Annotated in this window: 19 protein-coding genes and 2 tRNA genes; 16 read left to right on the forward strand and 5 right to left on the reverse strand. The window is 72.2% G+C overall.

Annotation, left to right across the window (positions count from 1 at the left end; all coding sequences use genetic code 11):
• Positions 1–71: 71 nt before the first annotated feature.
• A complete protein-coding gene (locus tag EV567_RS17210; protein WP_130440972.1) occupies positions 72–1,313 on the reverse strand; it encodes a sensor histidine kinase in 1,242 nt (413 codons plus the stop codon).
• A gap of 183 nt (positions 1,314–1,496) precedes the next feature.
• Here EV567_RS17210 and EV567_RS17215 point away from each other — a divergent pair, with 183 nt between their 5' ends.
• From EV567_RS17215 to EV567_RS17275, 13 genes are all read left to right on the forward strand, one after another.
• Positions 1,497–1,916: an NADH-quinone oxidoreductase subunit A gene (locus tag EV567_RS17215; RefSeq protein ID WP_130440974.1), complete on the forward strand. Its 420-nt coding sequence runs from the start codon at positions 1,497–1,499 to the stop codon at positions 1,914–1,916.
• Positions 1,907–2,506, forward strand: a complete 600-nt coding sequence (locus tag EV567_RS17220) for an NADH-quinone oxidoreductase subunit B (RefSeq protein ID WP_130440976.1) — start codon at positions 1,907–1,909, stop codon at positions 2,504–2,506. The genes EV567_RS17215 and EV567_RS17220 overlap by 10 nt, the downstream gene beginning before the upstream one ends.
• Positions 2,503–4,029, forward strand: coding sequence for an NADH-quinone oxidoreductase subunit C (locus EV567_RS17225; protein ID WP_130440978.1), 1,527 nt, complete (start codon positions 2,503–2,505; stop codon positions 4,027–4,029). The genes EV567_RS17220 and EV567_RS17225 overlap by 4 nt, the downstream gene beginning before the upstream one ends.
• Complete coding sequence (locus EV567_RS17230; protein WP_130440980.1) at positions 4,026–4,994, forward strand: complex I subunit 1 family protein; 969 nt, start codon at positions 4,026–4,028, stop codon at positions 4,992–4,994. The genes EV567_RS17225 and EV567_RS17230 overlap by 4 nt, the downstream gene beginning before the upstream one ends.
• 2 nt (positions 4,995–4,996) lie before the next feature.
• Positions 4,997–5,566: an NADH-quinone oxidoreductase subunit I gene (locus tag EV567_RS17235; RefSeq protein ID WP_130440982.1), complete on the forward strand. Its 570-nt coding sequence runs from the start codon at positions 4,997–4,999 to the stop codon at positions 5,564–5,566.
• Positions 5,563–6,207 carry an NADH-quinone oxidoreductase subunit J gene (locus EV567_RS17240; RefSeq protein ID WP_130440983.1) on the forward strand — a complete coding sequence of 215 codons (645 nt, stop codon included), beginning with the start codon at positions 5,563–5,565 and terminating at the stop codon, positions 6,205–6,207. Before EV567_RS17235 ends, EV567_RS17240 begins: the two co-directional genes overlap by 4 nt.
• Positions 6,207–6,632, forward strand: coding sequence for an NADH-quinone oxidoreductase subunit NuoK (gene nuoK, locus EV567_RS17245; protein WP_130440985.1), 426 nt, complete (start codon positions 6,207–6,209; stop codon positions 6,630–6,632). The genes EV567_RS17240 and nuoK overlap by 1 nt, the downstream gene beginning before the upstream one ends.
• Entirely contained in the window at positions 6,629–8,623 is a 1,995-nt protein-coding gene (locus EV567_RS17250) for an NADH-quinone oxidoreductase subunit L (protein ID WP_130440987.1), read from the forward strand. Before nuoK ends, EV567_RS17250 begins: the two co-directional genes overlap by 4 nt.
• A 6-nt stretch (positions 8,624–8,629) precedes the next feature.
• On the forward strand, positions 8,630–10,204 hold the full coding sequence (locus EV567_RS17255; protein WP_130440989.1) for a NuoM family protein: 1,575 nt from the start codon (positions 8,630–8,632) through the stop codon (positions 10,202–10,204).
• A complete protein-coding gene (locus tag EV567_RS17260; RefSeq protein ID WP_130440991.1) occupies positions 10,201–11,715 on the forward strand; it encodes an NADH-quinone oxidoreductase subunit N in 1,515 nt (504 codons plus the stop codon). The genes EV567_RS17255 and EV567_RS17260 overlap by 4 nt, the downstream gene beginning before the upstream one ends.
• A 219-nt stretch (positions 11,716–11,934) precedes the next feature.
• Entirely contained in the window at positions 11,935–12,798 is an 864-nt protein-coding gene (htpX, locus tag EV567_RS17265; RefSeq protein ID WP_130440993.1) for a zinc metalloprotease HtpX, read from the forward strand.
• Complete coding sequence (locus EV567_RS17270) at positions 12,795–13,187, forward strand: YccF domain-containing protein (protein ID WP_130440995.1); 393 nt, start codon at positions 12,795–12,797, stop codon at positions 13,185–13,187. The genes htpX and EV567_RS17270 overlap by 4 nt, the downstream gene beginning before the upstream one ends.
• Before the next feature lie 153 nt (positions 13,188–13,340).
• The gene (locus EV567_RS17275; protein WP_130440997.1) at positions 13,341–13,607 is read left to right on the forward strand and encodes a GlsB/YeaQ/YmgE family stress response membrane protein; all 267 of its coding nucleotides are present in this window, start codon (positions 13,341–13,343) and stop codon (positions 13,605–13,607) included.
• Positions 13,608–13,716: 109 nt separating this feature from the next.
• Here EV567_RS17275 and EV567_RS17280 read toward each other — a convergent pair whose 3' ends face one another.
• Complete coding sequence (locus EV567_RS17280; protein ID WP_130440999.1) at positions 13,717–14,205, reverse strand: YajQ family cyclic di-GMP-binding protein; 489 nt, start codon at positions 14,203–14,205, stop codon at positions 13,717–13,719.
• A 225-nt stretch (positions 14,206–14,430) separates the two neighbouring features.
• Here EV567_RS17280 and EV567_RS17285 point away from each other — a divergent pair.
• Positions 14,431–14,512, forward strand: a tRNA-Tyr gene (locus EV567_RS17285).
• 104 nt (positions 14,513–14,616) lie between these two features.
• On the opposite strand, the gene EV567_RS17290 is transcribed toward EV567_RS17285, so the two are convergent.
• The gene (locus tag EV567_RS17290) at positions 14,617–14,907 is read right to left on the reverse strand and encodes a hypothetical protein (RefSeq protein WP_130441001.1); all 291 of its coding nucleotides are present in this window, start codon (positions 14,905–14,907) and stop codon (positions 14,617–14,619) included.
• Between the two features lie 103 nt (positions 14,908–15,010).
• On the opposite strand from EV567_RS17290, the gene EV567_RS17295 reads away from it, so the two are divergent.
• Positions 15,011–15,223 carry a hypothetical protein gene (locus tag EV567_RS17295; RefSeq protein ID WP_130441003.1) on the forward strand — a complete coding sequence of 71 codons (213 nt, stop codon included), beginning with the start codon at positions 15,011–15,013 and terminating at the stop codon, positions 15,221–15,223.
• Positions 15,224–15,246: 23 nt separating this feature from the next.
• Here EV567_RS17295 and EV567_RS17300 read toward each other — a convergent pair whose 3' ends face one another.
• Positions 15,247–15,903: an SDR family oxidoreductase gene (locus EV567_RS17300; RefSeq protein ID WP_130441005.1), complete on the reverse strand. Its 657-nt coding sequence runs from the start codon at positions 15,901–15,903 to the stop codon at positions 15,247–15,249.
• Between the two features lie 117 nt (positions 15,904–16,020).
• The gene (locus EV567_RS17305) at positions 16,021–17,298 is read right to left on the reverse strand and encodes an amidohydrolase family protein (RefSeq protein WP_130441007.1); all 1,278 of its coding nucleotides are present in this window, start codon (positions 17,296–17,298) and stop codon (positions 16,021–16,023) included.
• A 263-nt stretch (positions 17,299–17,561) separates the two neighbouring features.
• Between EV567_RS17305 and EV567_RS17310 the strand changes: the two genes are divergently transcribed.
• Positions 17,562–17,634: transfer RNA gene (locus EV567_RS17310), tRNA-Thr, on the forward strand.
• Positions 17,635–17,642: the final 8 nt, after the last annotated feature.

The following is a 17,642-nucleotide window of genomic DNA, read 5'->3' on the forward strand; positions in this document are numbered from 1 at the left end:
GTCCGTCGGCCTCTTGAACGGGGGGTTTTCCCCACCCCGCGCCCACGGCCGGCGGCAAGGCCGCGCACCCCCTACCGGTCCCGCCAGGGCAGCTCCGCCGTCACCGTCGTCGGCCCGCCCGGCGGCGAGTCCACGACGAACAGACCGTCCACGGCCCCCAGCCGCTCCGCCAGCCCCCGCATCCCGCTGCCGCCGTCGAGCCGGGCGCCGCCGCGACCGTCGTCCCGCACCTGGATGAGCAGCCGGTCCTCAGACCGCCACACGTCCACCCACGCCGACCGCGCCCCGCTGTGCTTGCTGACGTTCTGCAGCAGCTCGGAGACGGTGAAGTAGGCGATCCCCTCGATGGCCTGCGCCGGCCGGGACGTCAGCTCGGCCGTCACCTGCACCGGCACCGTGCACCGCGAGGCCACCGACGACAACGCCGCGTCCAGCCCCCGGTCGGTCAGCACCGCCGGGTGAATGCCCCGCGCCAGATCACGCAGCTCCTGGAGCGCGAGCTTCACCTCACCGTGCGCCTCCTCCACCATCGCCGTGGCCGCGTCCGGATCCTCCAGCAGCTTCTCCTTCGCCAGGCCCAGCCCCATCGCCAGATTGACGAGCCGCGCCTGCGCACCGTCGTGCAGATCCCGCTCGATGCGCCGCAGATCGGCGGCCGCCGTGTCCACCACGACCCCCCGGTCGGACTCCAGTTCGGCGATCCTCCGCTCCAGCCCGTCCGACGGCGACAGCAGCGCCCGCACCAGAATCCGGTCCACGTTGGTCAGCCCCCGCGCCACGAACGGCAGCACCGGCCACGCCACGAACAGCGACGTGAAGACGACCGTGAACGTGGCGATGCCCCACGGCAGCCGGATCACGTCGTACAGCAGCGTCCGCCAGGCCACCGGATCCTTCAGCGCCAGCCACATCCCCTGGAGCGGGTTGCCCGACCGCCGCAGCGGCAGCGGGCTCGGCTCGTCGATCCGCAGCCCCAGCAGCATCCGCGCCCGGCCCCGCTCGAACCGGCCGATCAGCCGCGCGCCCAGCAGGCCGAGCGCCAGCACCGGCAGCCCCACCGCCGTCAGCGCCAGCACGGCGCCGACCAGCAGCGCGGTGAACCCGTAACCGAACCCCACGATCGACATGGGCAGGTTCGCCAGGAGATGCGCGATCTCCTTCCAGGTCTGCGCGTCATAGGCGAAACGGGGCGGCGGCAGACGGTCCTCGCTCTCACCCGCCCTCCGGGAGGAGGGCCGAGCGAGCGGGCCGGTCACGGGCACGGCCACGGCAGGTCTGTACGCCGCCGCGGGGGCGGGCTTGGATACGGTCATACGGCTCAGCGTGCCGCGCGGGACGCCGCCGCGCCATGGAGTTCACCGCCCGGGCCCCCGGGGGAAAACCCCACCCCCTTTGCCCCGGGCGAGACGGGCTGCTTACTGTGCCTTTATCAGGCCCTAGACTCCCGTGCGTACAGATCGTCGAACAGGCCGAGGTCGGGGAGCGAGGGACGGACGGTGCCGCAGACGTCGCACGAAACGCTGACGGGTTCGACGGTCGTGGTCGCGTCGGACTACTTCGACTCCTACGCGGTAGTCGGACTGCTCGCCGCCGTCGGCGTGCTGTTCGTCGCCGTCGCCTTCGGCGCCGGCCGCCTGCTGCGCCCGGTGGTCCCCACCCCCGAGAAACTCCTGACGTACGAGTGCGGCGTCGACCCCGTCGGCGAGGGCTGGGCCCACACCCAGGTCCGCTACTACGTCTACGCCTTCCTCTACGTCATCTTCGCCGTCGACTCGATCTTCCTCTTCCCCTGGGCGACGGTCTTCGCCGCGCCCGGCTACGGCGCCACCACACTCGTGGAGATGTTCATCTTCCTCGGCTTCCTCGCCGTCGGCCTGCTGTACGCATACAAGAAGGGCGTCCTGGCATGGACGTGACCCCCTCGGAGCCCGTACTCCTCCCCGAGCCGAAGCGGCTGGGCGCCCTCGCCCGCCTCGCACCCGAGCCGATGAAGGTGGTCCTGAACTGGGGCCGCCGCTACTCCCTCTGGGTGTTCAACTTCGGCCTCGCATGCTGCGCGATCGAGTTCATCGCCGCGTCGATGGCCCGCCACGACTTCATCCGCCTCGGCGTGATCCCCTTCGCGCCCGGCCCGCGCCAGGCCGACCTGATGGTCGTCTCCGGCACGGTCACGGACAAGATGGCCCCCGCCGTCAAGCGCCTCTACGAGCAGATGCCGGAACCCAAGTACGTCATCTCCTTCGGCGCCTGCAGCAACTGCGGCGGCCCCTACTGGGACTCCTACTCCGTCACCAAGGGCGTGGACCAGATCATCCCCGTGGACGTCTACGTCCCCGGCTGCCCGCCCCGCCCCGAGGCGCTGCTCCAGGGGATCCTCAAGCTCCAGGAGAAGATCGCCCGGGAGTCGCTGGGAGAGCGGTACGCCTCCGACACCCCCCGCCCGTCGACGGCCGCGCTGCAGAGCGGGCTCGTCCGGCCGCCCGCCCCGGAGGGGGACACCCGATGACCGCCCCCGGTTGGCTGCCCGCCCCCGCCGAGGAAGTCTTCGGCGCCGACGCCACCGCCGAGGAGTCCTACGACCTCCTCACCGTCGACGTCCCCCCGGCCTCCTGGATCACCGCCCTGGAGACCGCCCGCGACCGCCTCGGCTGCACCTACTTCGACTGGCTCAGCGCCGTCGACGAACCCGGCACCGGCTTCCGTGTCTGCGCCCACCTCGTCGCCCTGTCCCCGGTCCGCCGCCTCCTCGTACGCACCACGGTCCCGCACGACGCCCCGGTCCTCCCCTCCGCCGTCGACGCCTACGCGGGCGCGGCCTGGCACGAACGCGAGACGCACGAGATGTTCGGCGTCCGCTTCACCGGCCACCCCGGCCTGGACCACCTCCTCCTCCCGGAGAACTTCGAAGGCCACCCCCTCCGCAAGGACTTCGTCCTCGCCGCCCGCGTCGCCAAGGCCTGGCCCGGCGCCAAGGAACCCGGCGAGTCCGAACACGGCGGCCCCAAGCGCCGCCAGATGCTTCCCCCCGGCGTCCCCGACCCCAACGACTGGGGCCCCCTCAAGGGCCAGCTCCCCCCAGCACCCGCCCGCCCGGCCCGCGGCGCGGCAACCTCCCGCGCCGCAGGCGAACGCCCGGCGCGCCCCACCGGACCGGCCGGCGAGCGACCCCCACGGCGCATGCGCTCAGCATCCGCAGGCTCAGCCAGCCAGACCACCACCCCGCCGACACCGGCACCCACCCAGGAGGCAACGCCCCAGCAGGCACCGGCCACCGAGCGGCGCGCCCCCCGGGACCCGGCGAACCGACCGGAGACCGCGACCGCGGGGGAGGCGGTGACTGCGCCAGGGGCCACGCCTGACGCGGCCGCCGAGCCACAGACCGTTCCCGAGCCGGCTGCCGACCCGCGCGCCGTGCGGGACGCCGTCGCCGAGCCCCCGGCCGAGCCGCGCACCACCGCCGCCGAAACCGCCGAAACCGCCGAAGCCGCCGAAGCCGCCGAAGCCGCCGCTGCCGACGGAACTGAAGGAGCTGCCGGAGCCGGCGAAGCCGCCGGAGCCGTCCGGCCTGGCGGCACCCGCGAGACCGGCGGCGCCGACCGGCCGGCCGCGCCCGAACCAGAGGCTTCCCGACCCTCGCGGGGCCCCCGCCGCGCGCGCAGCGCCTCCCAGGGATCGGCCAGTCAGCGAGCCGCCACCTCGGATGGGCCCCCCTCCGAGAAGGCCCCTACCGGCGATGCCACCACGGAGGAAGCCGCCGCTGCCGAGGCCCCCGCCGAGGGACCCGCTCCCGGCGCGAGCACCCGCCGCGCCCGGCCTCCCCGCAGTTCCGACGCTCCGTGGCACCATGCCCGTCCCGCCTTCGACGACTCCGAGCCCCAAGGCGAGCGGACGGCCGCGGACCGCCCGCAGTCGTCCGGCGGGGACCCAAGGGACGGAGGCTCGCCCGAAGACGCAACCCCCGAAGACCGAACTCCCGCCGACCCTCCAGCAGACGGCACTCACGACACCCCCCGAGGAGGCCCGCAGTGAACGACGCCTCAGACGTCGCCCTGCGACTCCTGATCGTCTTCGTCGTCTTCCTCACCTTCCCCCTGATCGTGGGTCAGACCGAGCACAAGGTCATGGCCCATATGCAGGGCCGCCTCGGCCCCATGTACGCCGGCGGCTTCCACGGCTGGGCCCAGCTCATCGCGGACGGCGTGAAGTTCGCGCAGAAGGAGGACGTCGTCCCCGCGGGCGCGGACCGCCGTGTCTTCCAGCTCGCCCCCGCCGTGGCGCTCCTGCCGTACCTCCTCGTCCTCCTCGCCATCCCCATCGGCCCGGGTGAGGGCGCGGTCGGCGAGGTCGTCGACGCCGGCGTCTTCTTCGTCCTCGCGGTGATGGGCGTGGGCGTCCTCGGCTCACTCATGGCCGGCTGGGCCTCCGCCAACAAGTTCTCCCTCCTCGGCGGCCTGCGCACCGCCGCCCAGCTCCTCGCCTACGAACTCCCCATGCTCCTCACCGCCGCCTCCGTCGCGATGGCCGCTGGGACGGTCTCGCTCCCCGGCATCGTCGACGCCTTCGAGTGGTGGTGGCTGCCCTGGCAGATCGTCGGCGCGATCGTCTTCTTCGTCGCCGGCCTCGCCGAACTCCAACGGCCTCCCTTCGACATGCCCGTCGCCGACTCCGAGATCATCTTCGGCGCGTACACCGAGTACACCGGCCTCCGTTTCGCTCTGTTCCTCCTCGCCGAGTACGCCGGCATCGTCGTCCTGTGCGGCCTGACCACCGTCCTCTTCCTGGGCGGCTGGCACGGCCCCTGGGGCGCCGACGGCCTCGGCTGGGTCTGGACCCTGCTGAAGACCGCCCTGCTCGCCTTCGTCGTCATCTGGCTCCGCGTCACCTATCCACGGCTGCGCGAGGACCAGCTCCAGAAACTCTCCTGGACCCTCCTCGTCCCCCTCTCTCTCGCTCAGATCGCTCTCACCGGCGTCGTCAAGGTGGTGATCCGGTAACCATGGCCCCCATCCCCGGAAGCGGCCTCGCCAAGGGCCTGGCCGTCACCCTCCGCACGATGACGCGGAAGACCGTCACCGAGCAGTACCCGGACACCCAGCCCGACCTCCCGCCCCGCACCCGCGGAGTGATCGGCTTGTTCGAGGAGAACTGCACGGTCTGCATGCTGTGCGCCCGTGAGTGCCCCGACTGGTGCATCTACATCGACTCCCACAAGGAGACGGTCCCGGCGGCGACCCCCGGCGGCCGCGAACGCAGCCGCAACGTCCTCGACCGTTTCGCCATCGACTTCTCCCTGTGCATGTACTGCGGTATCTGCATCGAGGTGTGTCCTTTCGACGCCCTGTTCTGGTCCCCGGCGTTCGAGTACGCCGAGACCGACATCCGCGACCTCACCCACGAGCGGGACAAGCTCCGCGAATGGATGTGGACGGTCCCGGCCCCGCCCGCCCTCGACCCCGGCGCGGAGGAGCCGAAGGAGATCGCCGCCGCCCGCAAGACCGCCGAGAAACTGGCAGCCGCCCAGGAAGCGCAAGCCGAACCGACCGAGCCCCCGGAGGGAGAGGCATGACCCTCGCTCAGGCCCCGCAGGGCTTCCTCTCGCCGACCGGTGTCGAGATCGCCTTCCTCCTCGTCGGTCTGGTCACCTTCGGCGCGGCCCTCGTCACCGTCACCACCCGTCAACTGGTCCACGCCGCCCTGTGGCTGGTGGTCGCCCTCGGCGGCCTCGCCGTCGAATACCTCCTCCTCACCGCCGAGTTCATCGCCTGGGTGCAGGTCCTCATCTACGTCGGGTCCGTCGTCGTCCTCCTCCTGTTCGGTCTGATGCTCACCAGGGCCCCCATCGGCCGCTCACCGGACGCCGACTCCGGCAACCGCTGGGCCGCCCTCTCGGTCGCCGTCGCCGCCGCGGCCGCCCTGGTCTGGGTGGTCGTCGACGCCTTCCGCGCCACCTGGATCGACCTGGACGGCCCGGCCGCCGGCTCCACCGAGGTCACCGGCGCGAGCCTCTTCCAGCACTGGGTCCTTCCCTTCGAAGCCCTCTCCGTCCTCCTCCTCGCGGCACTGGTCGGCGCGATCGTCCTGTCCCGCAAGGCCAAGGCCGAGTCGAGCTCTCCCCCTGTGAACTCCCGAGCAATCACCAAGAGTTCCCGGACTGTCACAGAGAGTTCCGGAACTTCGCCGGCCGAGCCGGAAGGCGGCGCCCGCTGATGCACCTCGCCTATCCCGCCGTTCTCGCCGCCCTGCTCTTCTGCACGGGCCTCTACGGCGTGCTCGCCCGCCGCAACGCGATCCTGGTGTTGATGTCGGTCGAGCTGATGCTCAACGCCGTCAACCTCAACCTCGTCGCCTTCGACGTCTGGCTCAGCAGGACCGCCGAGGAGACCCTGCACTCCGGCCAGGCCCTCACCCTGTTCACCATCGCCGTCGCCGCCGCCGAGATCGGCATCGGCCTGGCCATCGTCCTCGCCGTCCACCGCAACCGCGGCACCGCGGACATCGACAAGCTCCGCGACACCGCAGAGGGCCACGAAGTCCTGGACGCCGACGGCCCCGACGGCCCCGGCGACCCCCACAGCGGCGCCCGCGCGGCCGAACAGGCCGGCCGGGCCGGGAAGTCCGAGGCCACCGCGTGACCACCACCACCCTCGCCGTCCTCGTCCCGCTCCTGCCGTTCCTCGGCGCGGCCGCCGGACTGCTCCTCGGCCGCACCGCCCCCGGATTCGTCCGCCCGCTCGCGGTCCTGCCGACCCTCGCCTCCCTCGTCCTGGCCGCCGTGGTCGCCGTACGGCAGGGCGGGGACGCGGCCGTCGACGCGGTCACCGAGCTCACCCCCACCGGTTCGGTCCCGATCGAACTGGCGCTGTACATCGACGGCTTCGCCGCGCTCGTCGCCGTCCTGGTCGGCCTGGTCGCCGGCTGCGTGCAGATCTACTCGACCGCCTACCTGCGCGAGGACCCGCGCTATGCGTCCTACGCCGCTCTCGTCTCCCTGTTCACCTCCGCGATGTTCCTGGTCGTCTACTCCGGCGACCTGATCGTGCTGCTGGTCGGCTGGGAAGTCATGGGCATCTGCTCCTACTTCCTGGTCGGCCACTACTGGGAGACCCCGGAGGCCCGCGCCGCCTCCATCAAGGCCTTCCTCGTCACCAAGCTCGGCGACGTCCCCTTCCTCCTCGGTCTGTTCGCCCTGGCCACCGACGCCAGCTCCTTCCGCATCACCAAGGTCCTCGGCGCCGTCGCCCACGACGGACTTGACCACCCGACCCTGATCGCCCTGCTCCTCCTGGCGGGCGTGGCCGGCAAGTCGGCGCAGTTCCCGCTGCACACCTGGCTCCCCGACGCCATGGCGGGCCCGACACCCGTCTCCGCGTTGATCCACGCGGCGACGATGGTCGCCGCCGGCGTCTACTTCGTCGCCCGCCTCCTCCCGGTCTTCGAGGCATCCCAGGCCGCGATGGTCGTCCTGGCCGTCATGGCCGCCGTCACCATGGCCGGCTCCGGTGTCGCCGCGCTCGCCCAGGACGACATCAAGCGCGTCCTCGCCTACTCGACGATCGGCCAGCTCGGTTACATGACCGGAGCCCTCGCCGTCGGCGACCGCGGCGCCGCCGTGTTCCACCTCCTGTCGCACGGCGCGTTCAAGGCGCTGCTGTTCCTCGCCGCCGGAGTGATCATCCACGCCGCCGGCACCAACTCCCTGGCCGCCATGTCCCGCATGAGCCACCTGCGCGACCGCGTCCCCGACGCGTTCTGGACGATGACCGTGGCGCTCCTCGCGCTCGCCGCGATCCCGCCGTTCAGCGGCTTCTTCTCCAAGGAGTCCGTCCTCGGCGCCGCCGAACACGCCTCCACCGGCCACAGCGAGTACGCTCCCGCCGCCGCGGGCTGGATCGTCCTCGTCACCGGACTGCTCACCGCCCTCCTCACCGCCGCCTACGCGGCCCGCCTGTGGCTGCTGGCCTTCAACGGCCGGGGAGCCGAAGCCCCCGACCACGGCCGGGAGCCCTTGCCGATGACCGCCGTGCTGTGGGTGCTCGCCGCCCCCTCCCTCGCCGTCGGCGGGCTCGCCTACCGCACGCTGCCCGACTGGTTCGACGGCGGCGACCTGGCCCCGACCCTCACCACATCCGTCCTCGGCACGGGCCTGGCGCTGACCGGTGTCCTCGTCGTCGGCGCGGCCTGGCGGCACACCACCGCGCGAGCCGCACGCGTCCCGATGGGCGCGGTCGCCGCCCACCCCGAGCGCGACGCCGCAGCCGTGGAGGCCGAGGCCATCGCGACGCACGCGCCCGCCTACGGTGACGTGGCCGCCGCGCCCGACCCGGCCGACCCCGGCCGGCTCCTGCTCGGCCCGCTGCACCGCCACGCCGCCGCCGGTTTCCACCTCGACGCCGTCTACCGGGCCCTGTTCGTACGCCCGGTGCAGGCCGGAGCGAGCCTCGTCCGGTTCCTCGACCGCGAGGTCGTCGACACCTACGTCAGCGGAGCGGGCACCCTGCCCCGCTGGCTCGGCGCCGCCGTACGGCGTGCCCAGACCGGCAACGTCCAGACCTATGTGAGCGCGCTGCTCGCCGGCGCCGTCGTCCTGGCGGTCGCCGCCGTCCTCGTCGCGACGGGAGCGTGAGCAGGAGTGATCGATATCAACGAGTCCGTGATGCAGTTCCTTCTGGCGTTGATCGTGGCCGGCCCGCTCCTCGGCGCGGCCGCCGCTCTCCTGCCCGCCCCGCCCGGACTGAAGGGGACGTCACCCGAGCAGGCCGTCCTGCGGCACGGCGTCATGGTGACCGGCGCGATCCTCGTCGCCGCCATCGCCCTCGCGGTCGGCTTCGACCATGACCACCCCTCGAAGATGCAGGCCACGACCGACATCAGCTGGATCCCCGCACTCGACGTGCGCATCCACCTCGGCGTCGACGGCATCTCCCTCCCCCTCCTGGTGCTGACCGCGCTGCTGACCTTCCTCTGCGCGCTCTACTCCTACTTCAACCCGCCCAAGGGCCCCAGCCCCAAGGCCTTCGTCGCTCTCCTGCTCGTCCTGGAGGCCGGCACCCTCGCCACCTTCGCCGCCCTCGACCTGATCCTGTTCTTCCTCGCCTTCGAGACCGTGCTGATCCCGATGTACTTCCTCATCGCCCGCTGGGGCGGCGAGGGCCGGACCCGGGCGGCCTCCAAGTTCATCCTGTACACGCTGCTCGGATCCGTGGTCATGCTGCTCGGCCTGCTCGTGATCGGCGTCACGGCGGGCACGTTCGACATGATGGCACTCGCCACTGACAACGGCCGGTCGCTGAGTACATCCGTGCAGGTCATCGCCGTTCTCGCGGTCGGGATCGGGCTCGCGGTGAAGACCCCGATGTGGCCCCTGCACAGCTGGCTGCCCGACGCCCACACCGCCGCCCCGACCGTCGGCTCGGTCCTCCTCGCCGGCGTGCTGCTGAAGATGGGAACGTACGGTTTCGTCCGGATCCTCCTCCCGGTCGCGCCCGACGGCTTCCACTCCTTCGCGCCCTACCTCGCCGCCTTCGCCGTCGTCGGCATCGTCTACGGCTCCCTGGCCTGCCTCGCCCTCGCCAAGCGGGGTGCCAAGGGCGACCTCAAGCGCCTCGTCGCCTACTCCTCCGTCGGCCACATGGGCTTCGTCCTCCTCGGCATCGCCTCCACCACCCCGACCGGAGTGAACGGCGCCCTGTTCGCCAACGTCGCCCACGGCCTCATCACCGGCCTGCTCTTCTTCCTGGTCGGAGCCCTCAAGGACCGCACGGGCACCACCGACCTCGACACCCTCGCCCAGCAGACCGGCGCCGCGCTCTACGGCAAGGCCCCGCGCCTCGGCGGCCTGCTCGCCTTCGCCGCGGTCGCCTCGCTCGGCCTGCCCGGCCTCGCCGGGTTCTGGGGCGAGATGCTGGCCATGTTCGGCGCGTTCGACCCCGCCGCCGGACTCAGCCGTCCCGCCTTCCTCACCTTCACGGCGATCGCCGCGTTCGGCACCCTGCTGACCGCCGCCTACCTCCTTGTCGTCGTCCGCCGCGTCTGCATGGGCGTGATCCCGCAGGACGCGCCGCGACTCGCCGACGTCCGCGCGTACGAGTTCGCGGCCTGGATCCCGCTCGTCGTCCTCACCGTCGTCGCGGGCCTGTGGCCCAAGGCACTCCTCGGCCTCACCGACCCGGCCGTGCAGCAGCTCCTCGCAGGAGGCACCCGATGAGCTCCCCGGCCGCACCGTCCCTCGTGCAGTCCGTCGACTGGCTCGCGATCGCCCCGCCCACCCTCGCGGCGGTCGTCGCACTCGTCGTCCTCGTCGCCGACCTGTTCCTCGACGGCCACCGCAAGGCACTCCTCGGATGGCTGTCCGTCGCCGGCCTCGCCGCCTCCACCGCCCTCCTGCTGCCCCTCCTGGACGGCGACCGCTCCACCTTCTGCCTCACGAGTGACACACGCGTGTGCAGCTACACGGCCGACCACTTCACCCTCGTCATCCAGTTCCTCGTGCTCGGGGGAGCGCTGCTGGCCGCCCTGCTGTCGGTCACCGCCCTGAAGGACGCGCGCGGACGGCTCCCCGAGGGCGAGTTCTGGTTCCTGCTGCTGTCCTCCGCCGCCGGCGCCGCCCTCCTGCCCGCCTCCCGCGACCTCGCCACACTCGTCGTCGCCCTGGAGGTCGCCTCCCTGCCCGCGTTCGCCCTCGTCGGCATCCGCCACGGCGACCGCAGGTCCTCCGAAGCAGCCCTGAAGTTCTTCCTGTCGTCCGTCACCGCGACCGCCGTCAGCCTCCTCGGCATCAGCTTCGTCTACGCCACCACCGGCACCCTGCACCTCACCCGGGTGGCCGAGCGCATCCAGGACGTCGACGGACAGTTCCACACCCTCGCCCAGGCCGGAGTCGTCCTCACCCTCGTCGGCTTCGCCTTCAAGACGGCCGCCGTCCCCTTCCACTTCTGGGTCCCCGACACCTATGTCGGCGCCCCCCTGCCCATCGCGGCCTACCTCTCCGTCGTCGGCAAGGCGGTCGGCTTCTCCGGCCTCATCCTCGTCACCGTCGTCGCCTTCCCCTCGTACGCCGACGTGTGGGGCCCCGCGCTGGCCGCGCTGGCCGCCCTCACCATGACCGCCGGGAACGTCGGCGCCCTGCGCCAGCAGGCCACGCGCGCGTACAGCGCCGTACGCCTGCTCGCCTGGTCCTCCGTCGGCCAGGCCGGCTACCTCCTCGTCCCGATCGCCGCCGCCGCGTACTCCGACAACCCACAGCGCTCCATCGGCTCCACCGTCGCCTACGCCCTGACGTACGCCGCCGTGAACCTCGGCGCCTTCGCCGTGGCCGCCCTGGTCGGCCGCACCCGTCCGCAGAACCGCCTCGCCGACTACCGGGGCCTCCACGCGAAGAACCCGCTCTCCGCGCTGCTCCTGGCCTTCTTCCTGCTCTGCCTGGCCGGCCTGCCGCCGGGAATCATCGGCCTCTTCGCGAAGGTCACCGTGTTCTCCGCCGCCGTCGACGCGGGCCTGGGCTGGCTGGCGGTCGTCATGGCCGTCAACGTGGTCATCGCCCTGTACTACTACCTCCAGTGGACGGCCCTGCTGTTCCGCGCCCCCGAGGGCGAGCCCGTACGGCACCGGGTCCCCGCACCCCTCACCGCCGCGCTCGCCCTCACCGCCGTCCTCGGCGTCGTCCTCTCCGGAGCACCCCAACTGGTCCTGCGCTTCGCCGGCACAGCCCTCTTCTGAGTGCCCGCCGGCCCTGTCACAGGCCCTCAGCGGCCCTCACCCGGACGGCCCACCCCGGCCGCCGGTCGCACAAGGGAACCCGAGCCCCCCGTCTGGCGTTGACCAAAACGGGAGGTTCCACTGGACGTGGCACCACGACACCAGGGGCCTCGCACATCAGACGGCAAGATCAGGCAACACGTTCAGGGGTCCCCTGCCGCACGACTTGGAGGGCGTACCGTGCACCGCCGGCACAACGGGCTAAGGACCGCAGTACTCCTCGGGGGACTGTCGGCGCTCATCATCGTCATCGGCAGCTTCTTCGGGCGGGCGGGGCTCGTCGTGGCGGTCCTCGTCGCGCTCGGCACCAACGCGTACGCGTACTGGAACAGCGACAAGCTCGCACTGCGCGCGATGCGCGCCCGGCCGGTCAGCGAGTTCGAGGCCCCGGCGCTCTACCGCATGGTCCGTGAGCTCTCCACCCAGGCCCGCCAGCCCATGCCCCGGCTGTACATCTCCCCGACCGAGGCGCCCAACGCCTTCGCCACCGGCCGCAACCCGCGCAACGCCGCCGTGTGCTGCACGGAAGGCATCCTCCGCCTCCTCGACGAACGCGAACTGCGCGGCGTCATCGGCCATGAGCTGAGCCATGTCTACAACCGGGACATCCTCATCTCCTCGGTCGCCGGCGCCCTCGCCTCCGTGATCATGTTCCTGGTCAACTTCGCCTACTTCATCCCGATCGGCCGCTCCAGCGACGACGACGGCCCCGGCATCCTCGGCATGCTCCTGATCATGCTGCTGGGCCCGCTCGCCGCCAGCCTCATCCAGCTCGCCATCAGCCGCTCCCGCGAGTACGAGGCCGACGCCTCCGGCGCGCAGCTCACCGGCGACCCCCTGGCCCTCGCCGGCGCCCTGCGCAAGCTCGAACTCGGCACCAAGCAGCTCCCGCTGCCGCCCGAGCCCCGGATCGAGACCGCGAGCCACATGATGATCGCCAACCCGTTCCGCCCGGGCCAGGGGCTCTCCAAGATGTTCTCGACGCACCCGCCCATGGCGGAGCGCATCGCCCGTCTCGAGAAGATGGCAGGTCACCGACAGTGAAGACCATCCTCAACGTCATATGGCTCGTGCTCAGCGGCTTCTGGCTGTTCCTCGGCTACCTGCTGGCCGGCGTGCTGCTGTGCGTCACGATCATCGGAATCCCCTTCGGCCTGGCGGCGTTCCGCATCGGCGTCTACGCCCTCTGGCCCTTCGGCTACACCACGATCGAGCGCCGCGACGCCGGCGCACCGTCCTGCGTGGGCAACGTGCTGTGGCTGGTCCTCGCCGGGTGGTGGCTCGCCCTCGCCCACATCGCGACCGGCATCGCCCTGTGCGTCACGATCATCGGCATCCCGTTCGGCATCGCCAACTTCAAGCTGATCCCGGTGTCCCTGCTGCCGCTCGGCCGCGAGATCGTCAGCACGGACCAGCCGTTCGCCGCCCGCTGAACCGACCCGCCCCGGGAACCGGCGGGTGCTGCCCGATCGTCGTCACGTCGACAGGGGCGCGAAACGGGGCACGAGCCGCGCCTGCCGCCGTCGGGCAGCGAGATCACAGCGCCCGGACGGTGAGGGCACAGCGCGGAAGGGCAGGTTCAGGGCATGAGCATCGTCAGCTGGATCATTCTGGGGCTGCTGGCCGGCGTCATCGCCAAGGTCCTGCTGCCCGGCCGCGACCCGGGCGGTTTCATCGGCACGACCGTCATCGGCATCGCCGGCGCGTTCATCGGCGGCTGGGTATCGGCCCGCTGGCTGGACCACCCGATCAGCAAGGACTTCTACGACGGCGCCACCTGGGCCGCGGCGATCGGCGGATCACTGGTGCTCCTCATCGCCTACCGCATCCTGTTCGGCCACTCGCGCGACTGAGGGGTCTTCGCCCCTGAGCGCCGTTCCCGCCGGCGCGCGACCACGGGAACACACCGGGCACGCCGACGGGCGGACACCCTGAGGCGTCCGCCCGTCAGCAAAGCCGTTCCTACCGGTAGTTCACGAACTGCAGGGCGAACTCGAAGTCATGGCCCTTCAGAAGGGCGATGACGGCCTGGAGGTCGTCGCGGCTCTTGGAGCTGACGCGCAGCTCGTCACCCTGGACCTGGGCCTTCACGCCCTTGGGGCCCTCGTCGCGGATGAGCTTGGCGACCTTCTTCGCGTTCTCCTGAGAGATGCCCTCCTCGATCGACGCGAAGATCTTGTACTCCTTGCCGGAGAGCTGCGGCTCGCCCGCGTCCAGCGCCTTGAGCGAGATCCCCCGCTTGATCAGCTTCGACTGGAAGACGTCGAGGACGGCGTTCACCCGGTCCTCGGAGTTCGCCTCCATCAGGATCTTGTCTCCGGACCACGAGATCGAGGCGCCGACGCCCTTGAAGTCGTAGCGCTGGGAGATCTCCTTGGCGGCCTGGTTGAGGGCGTTGTCGACCTCCTGCCGCTCGACCTTCGAGACGATGTCGAAACTGGAGTCGGCCATGTCCTGTGGCTCCTTGTATCGGTGTGCGTATCGGGTGCGTGTCGGCGTCCGTGGGGCTGCCGCCGAGCCCGCCGAAAGCCGCGGGCCGCATCCGGACAAGCCTAGCCACCCGGCCGGGCCCGGGCGGCGCGGAATCGGGTGGCGAAGCACCCCTCCGCATCAGGTATCGTTTACGTCGTTGCCAGGGAGCACCGCCGAAAAGCGGTTCGAACGGCAGCAAACCCCGGCGGTGTGCCCGAGCGGCCAAAGGGAGCAGACTGTAAATCTGCCGGCTCAGCCTTCCCAGGTTCGAATCCTGGCGCCGCCACACGGGAACGAAGGGCCCGTGATCTGCTGTCACAGCAGATCACGGGCCCTTCGTCATGTGCCGATGGTGTCCCCAGCTCTCACGTCACAGGCGTGCGCGGCCCCCTACTCCTCCTCCGCGGCAGCCCGTTCCGGGGACTTCGCCGCCCTTCTCACCTCCGCCTCCACGTCCGTCCGCGGTCTGCCCGCCTCCTTGGCGAAGTCGGTCATCGCGGACCTCACGTCGCGGGCCAGGTCGCGCCAGGCGCGCCAGGCGGTCTCGTAGGTGTCGCTCTGGATCTCCGACCAGGTGGCCGCCGTGGGCGCGCCGTAGGTGTCCCGCAGGTGCAGGACCCTCGCGTGGGCCTCGTCGGCCGCGCGCTGCTTCTCCACGAGTTCCTCGAAGGTATGTGCCATATGTACGGATGCTAGGGAGGAGCGCCGGGTTCCGCGCGACGAGCGACGCGGACAACCGGACCGGACCGGATGCCCGCCCCACCCGCTGGGGCACACTGACGGCATGTCCAGCCGTCGCAGAACCTGCCCCGAGTGCCGCCGCGAGATCGCCGTCGTCGCCGGACGGTTCGCCCGGCACGACCCGCCGGGCGCGCGGGGGAGCGGGCAGCTCACCTCCTGCCCCGGTTCGCGCCGGCCGGCACAACTGGGCGCGGCGCAGCCCTCCTTGGACGGATACGTCGTCCCCGAGGTCCCCGGGCAGCTGCCGCTGTTCTGACGCCCGGAGCCCGGGGAGCCCGGTCAGTTCCCCGCGACCGACTTCACCGCCACCGACACCGGCGTCGACCCGCCGATCAGCTCCAGCGTCAGGCCGGCCGTCGCCGGGGTGTCCAGCAACTCCGCCAGCACGGCCGCAACGTCGTCGCGCGGGATCGAGCCGCGGCCCGTCCGCGCCTCCAGGCGGACCAGCCCGTTGCCCGGGTCGTCCGTCAGCGAACCGGGGCGCAAAACCGTCCAGTCGAGGGCGTCCAGGCCCCGCACGTACGCGTCCGCCTCGCCCTTGGCGCGCAGGTAGACGTCGAAGACCTCGTCACCCTGGTGCCCGGCGTCCGCGCCGTAGGACGACACGATCACGAACCGCCGTACGCCCGCGCGCACTGCCGCGTCCGCGAACAGCACCGCCGCACCCTTGTCCACGGTCTCCTTGCGTCCCGTCCCGCTGCCCGGGCCCGCGCCCGCCGCGAACACGGCCGCGTCCGCGCCCCGCAGCCGCTCCGCGACCTCGTCGACCGAGGCCGACTCCAGGTCCAGTACGACGGGTTCGGCGCCCGCGGCCCGCAGGTCCTCGCCCTGCTCCGCCTTGCGGATGATCCCCGCGACCTCATGCCCGCGCGCGGCGAGCACCCGCTCCAGCCGCAGCGCGATCTGACCATGACCTCCAGCAATGACAATGCGCATGCTTCCGACCGTACGCCCGACCCACCCGTACCGCCCCACGGGCGAACGCCCGTGCGATGCCCCGCTCAGGCACCGCGCAAGACAACGCTCACCGCACCACGCAGGACATCGGCTGTCCTACGACAGCTCGCCCCGGCCCTGCCGAGGCAGCCCCAACTCCGGGGCCGGGCCCTCGGACAGAGCGCAGTACTCCCGCACCGCGCTGGTGCGCGCCACCACGCGCCCCGCGTGGATGACGATCCGGCTGTACGCCAGGGAGAGCGCGCTCGCCAGCCGGTCTCCGCGGACCGCCAGCAGGTCGGCCGGGAAGCCCGCCTCCACGCGGACCTCGGGCAGCCCGAGAGCGGCACGCGCGGACGTGCTCACCGCGTCGTAGGCGTCCTCGGGGCGCAGGCCGTGGCGGGAGGCGAGACGGTAGGCCGCCTCCAGGGGGTCGCCGCGGCCGACGGGGTTCGACACGTCGCGCAGGGCGCCGCTCCCGGCCGCCACCCGGACGCCGGCCGCGCGCAACAGCCGTACGGGCGCGGTGCCCCGGCGTTCGACGGCCCCGCAGCCGCCCTGCGGGAGGCAGACCACCGTCACGCCGGCCGCGGCGAGCTGGTCGGCGGTGCGGGCCGCGGCTTCGGCGGGGAGGGCGGAGAGGCCGGCGCACGGGCCGAGGGAGACGCCGGGGCGCAGACCGCCGGCCATGGCGGCGAGACGGGCGAGCCGGGCCGGGTCGGCGGCGTCAGTGTGCAGGTCGACGGGGCGGCCGTACTCGGAGGCGAGCGCCAGGACTGTCTCCGCGTAGCCGACCGGGTCGGGGTCGAGATCGGGGCAGCCGCCCACCACCGAGGCGCCCATGCGCACCGCGTCCCGCAGGATCGCGAGCCCCTCCGCCCCGGCCGGCCCGGTCAGCACCCGGGGCATCGCCACCGTCGTCAGCTCGGCGAGGCCGCGCAGCGAACGCCCGGCCTCCAGGACGGCGGCCAGCGCGCCGAGGCCCTGCACGTCGCCCACGCGTACGTGTGCGCGCAGCGCGGTCGTGCCGTGGCCGAGGTGCAGCAGCGCGGCCTCGGTGGCCCGGCGCCGGATGTCGTGCGGGGCGTGGGAGACGGGGCCGTCGGTGTCGGCGGACAGGGCGGTGTCGGCGTGCAGATGCGGTTCGGCGGGCGAGGGGAGGAGGAGATAGCCGCTGAGATCCACACGAGCGCCGCGGGGCGATCCGGCAGCCAGGCTGCCCGCCGTGCCGACCGCCTCGATGCGGCCGCGGCCGAGCCGTACGTCCACGGTCCGGCCGTCCGTCAGGCGCGCGCCGCACAGCAGGAGCGGGGCGGGATCCGGCGACCGGCCCGCAGGGGAGGCCGAGGGAGAGGACGAGGACGGCCGAGGCGGGGGCGGCTGGCTGTCGGGCATCGCGCTCCTGGGGCATCGGCGGTGCGAAAGGCTCGGGTGCCCCGGCGCATGGAGCACAGGCGCGGGGCAAGATCACGCAGAGTGAGTCGAGCCTAGGACGGAGCTCCGGCAGTGGCGGGGAGGAGCGCAATAGTCGTACCGGTGTGGTCCAGGGGCGGAAGGGGCGCTGGAGATCGCCGGGACGCCGGGGAAACGGCGCCCGGCGGGGTACACGGAACGGATTTGGGCGATCGGCTGCGGACCGTGTAATGTCTTCATCGCTCGCCCCAATAGCTCAGTCGGCAGAGCGTCTCCATGGTAAGGAGAAGGTCTACGGTTCGATTCCGTATTGGGGCTCTGGTGTG

This window comes from Streptomyces sp. BK239 (genome assembly GCF_004217285.1).
Lineage (GTDB): Bacteria > Actinomycetota > Actinomycetes > Streptomycetales > Streptomycetaceae > Streptomyces.

What these genes read in the sequence shown, in the direction of transcription:
- EV567_RS17235 (WP_130440982.1), top strand. Translation starts at nt 4,997, where the DNA reads ATGGCCCCCATCCCCGGAAGCGGCCTCGCCAAGGGCCTGGCCGTCACC.
- EV567_RS17290 (WP_130441001.1), bottom strand. Translation starts at nt 14,907, where the DNA reads ATGGCACATACCTTCGAGGAACTCGTGGAGAAGCAGCGCGCGGCCGAC.
- nuoK (WP_130440985.1), top strand. Translation starts at nt 6,207, where the DNA reads ATGCACCTCGCCTATCCCGCCGTTCTCGCCGCCCTGCTCTTCTGCACG.
- EV567_RS17225 (WP_130440978.1), top strand. Translation starts at nt 2,503, where the DNA reads ATGACCGCCCCCGGTTGGCTGCCCGCCCCCGCCGAGGAAGTCTTCGGC.
- EV567_RS17210 (WP_130440972.1), bottom strand. Translation starts at nt 1,313, where the DNA reads ATGACCGTATCCAAGCCCGCCCCCGCGGCGGCGTACAGACCTGCCGTG.
- EV567_RS17305 (WP_130441007.1), bottom strand. Translation starts at nt 17,298, where the DNA reads ATGCCCGACAGCCAGCCGCCCCCGCCTCGGCCGTCCTCGTCCTCTCCC.
- EV567_RS17295 (WP_130441003.1), top strand. Translation starts at nt 15,011, where the DNA reads ATGTCCAGCCGTCGCAGAACCTGCCCCGAGTGCCGCCGCGAGATCGCC.
- EV567_RS17275 (WP_130440997.1), top strand. Translation starts at nt 13,341, where the DNA reads ATGAGCATCGTCAGCTGGATCATTCTGGGGCTGCTGGCCGGCGTCATC.
- EV567_RS17220 (WP_130440976.1), top strand. Translation starts at nt 1,907, where the DNA reads ATGGACGTGACCCCCTCGGAGCCCGTACTCCTCCCCGAGCCGAAGCGG.
- EV567_RS17260 (WP_130440991.1), top strand. Translation starts at nt 10,201, where the DNA reads ATGAGCTCCCCGGCCGCACCGTCCCTCGTGCAGTCCGTCGACTGGCTC.
- EV567_RS17240 (WP_130440983.1), top strand. Translation starts at nt 5,563, where the DNA reads ATGACCCTCGCTCAGGCCCCGCAGGGCTTCCTCTCGCCGACCGGTGTC.
- EV567_RS17280 (WP_130440999.1), bottom strand. Translation starts at nt 14,205, where the DNA reads ATGGCCGACTCCAGTTTCGACATCGTCTCGAAGGTCGAGCGGCAGGAG.
- EV567_RS17300 (WP_130441005.1), bottom strand. Translation starts at nt 15,903, where the DNA reads ATGCGCATTGTCATTGCTGGAGGTCATGGTCAGATCGCGCTGCGGCTG.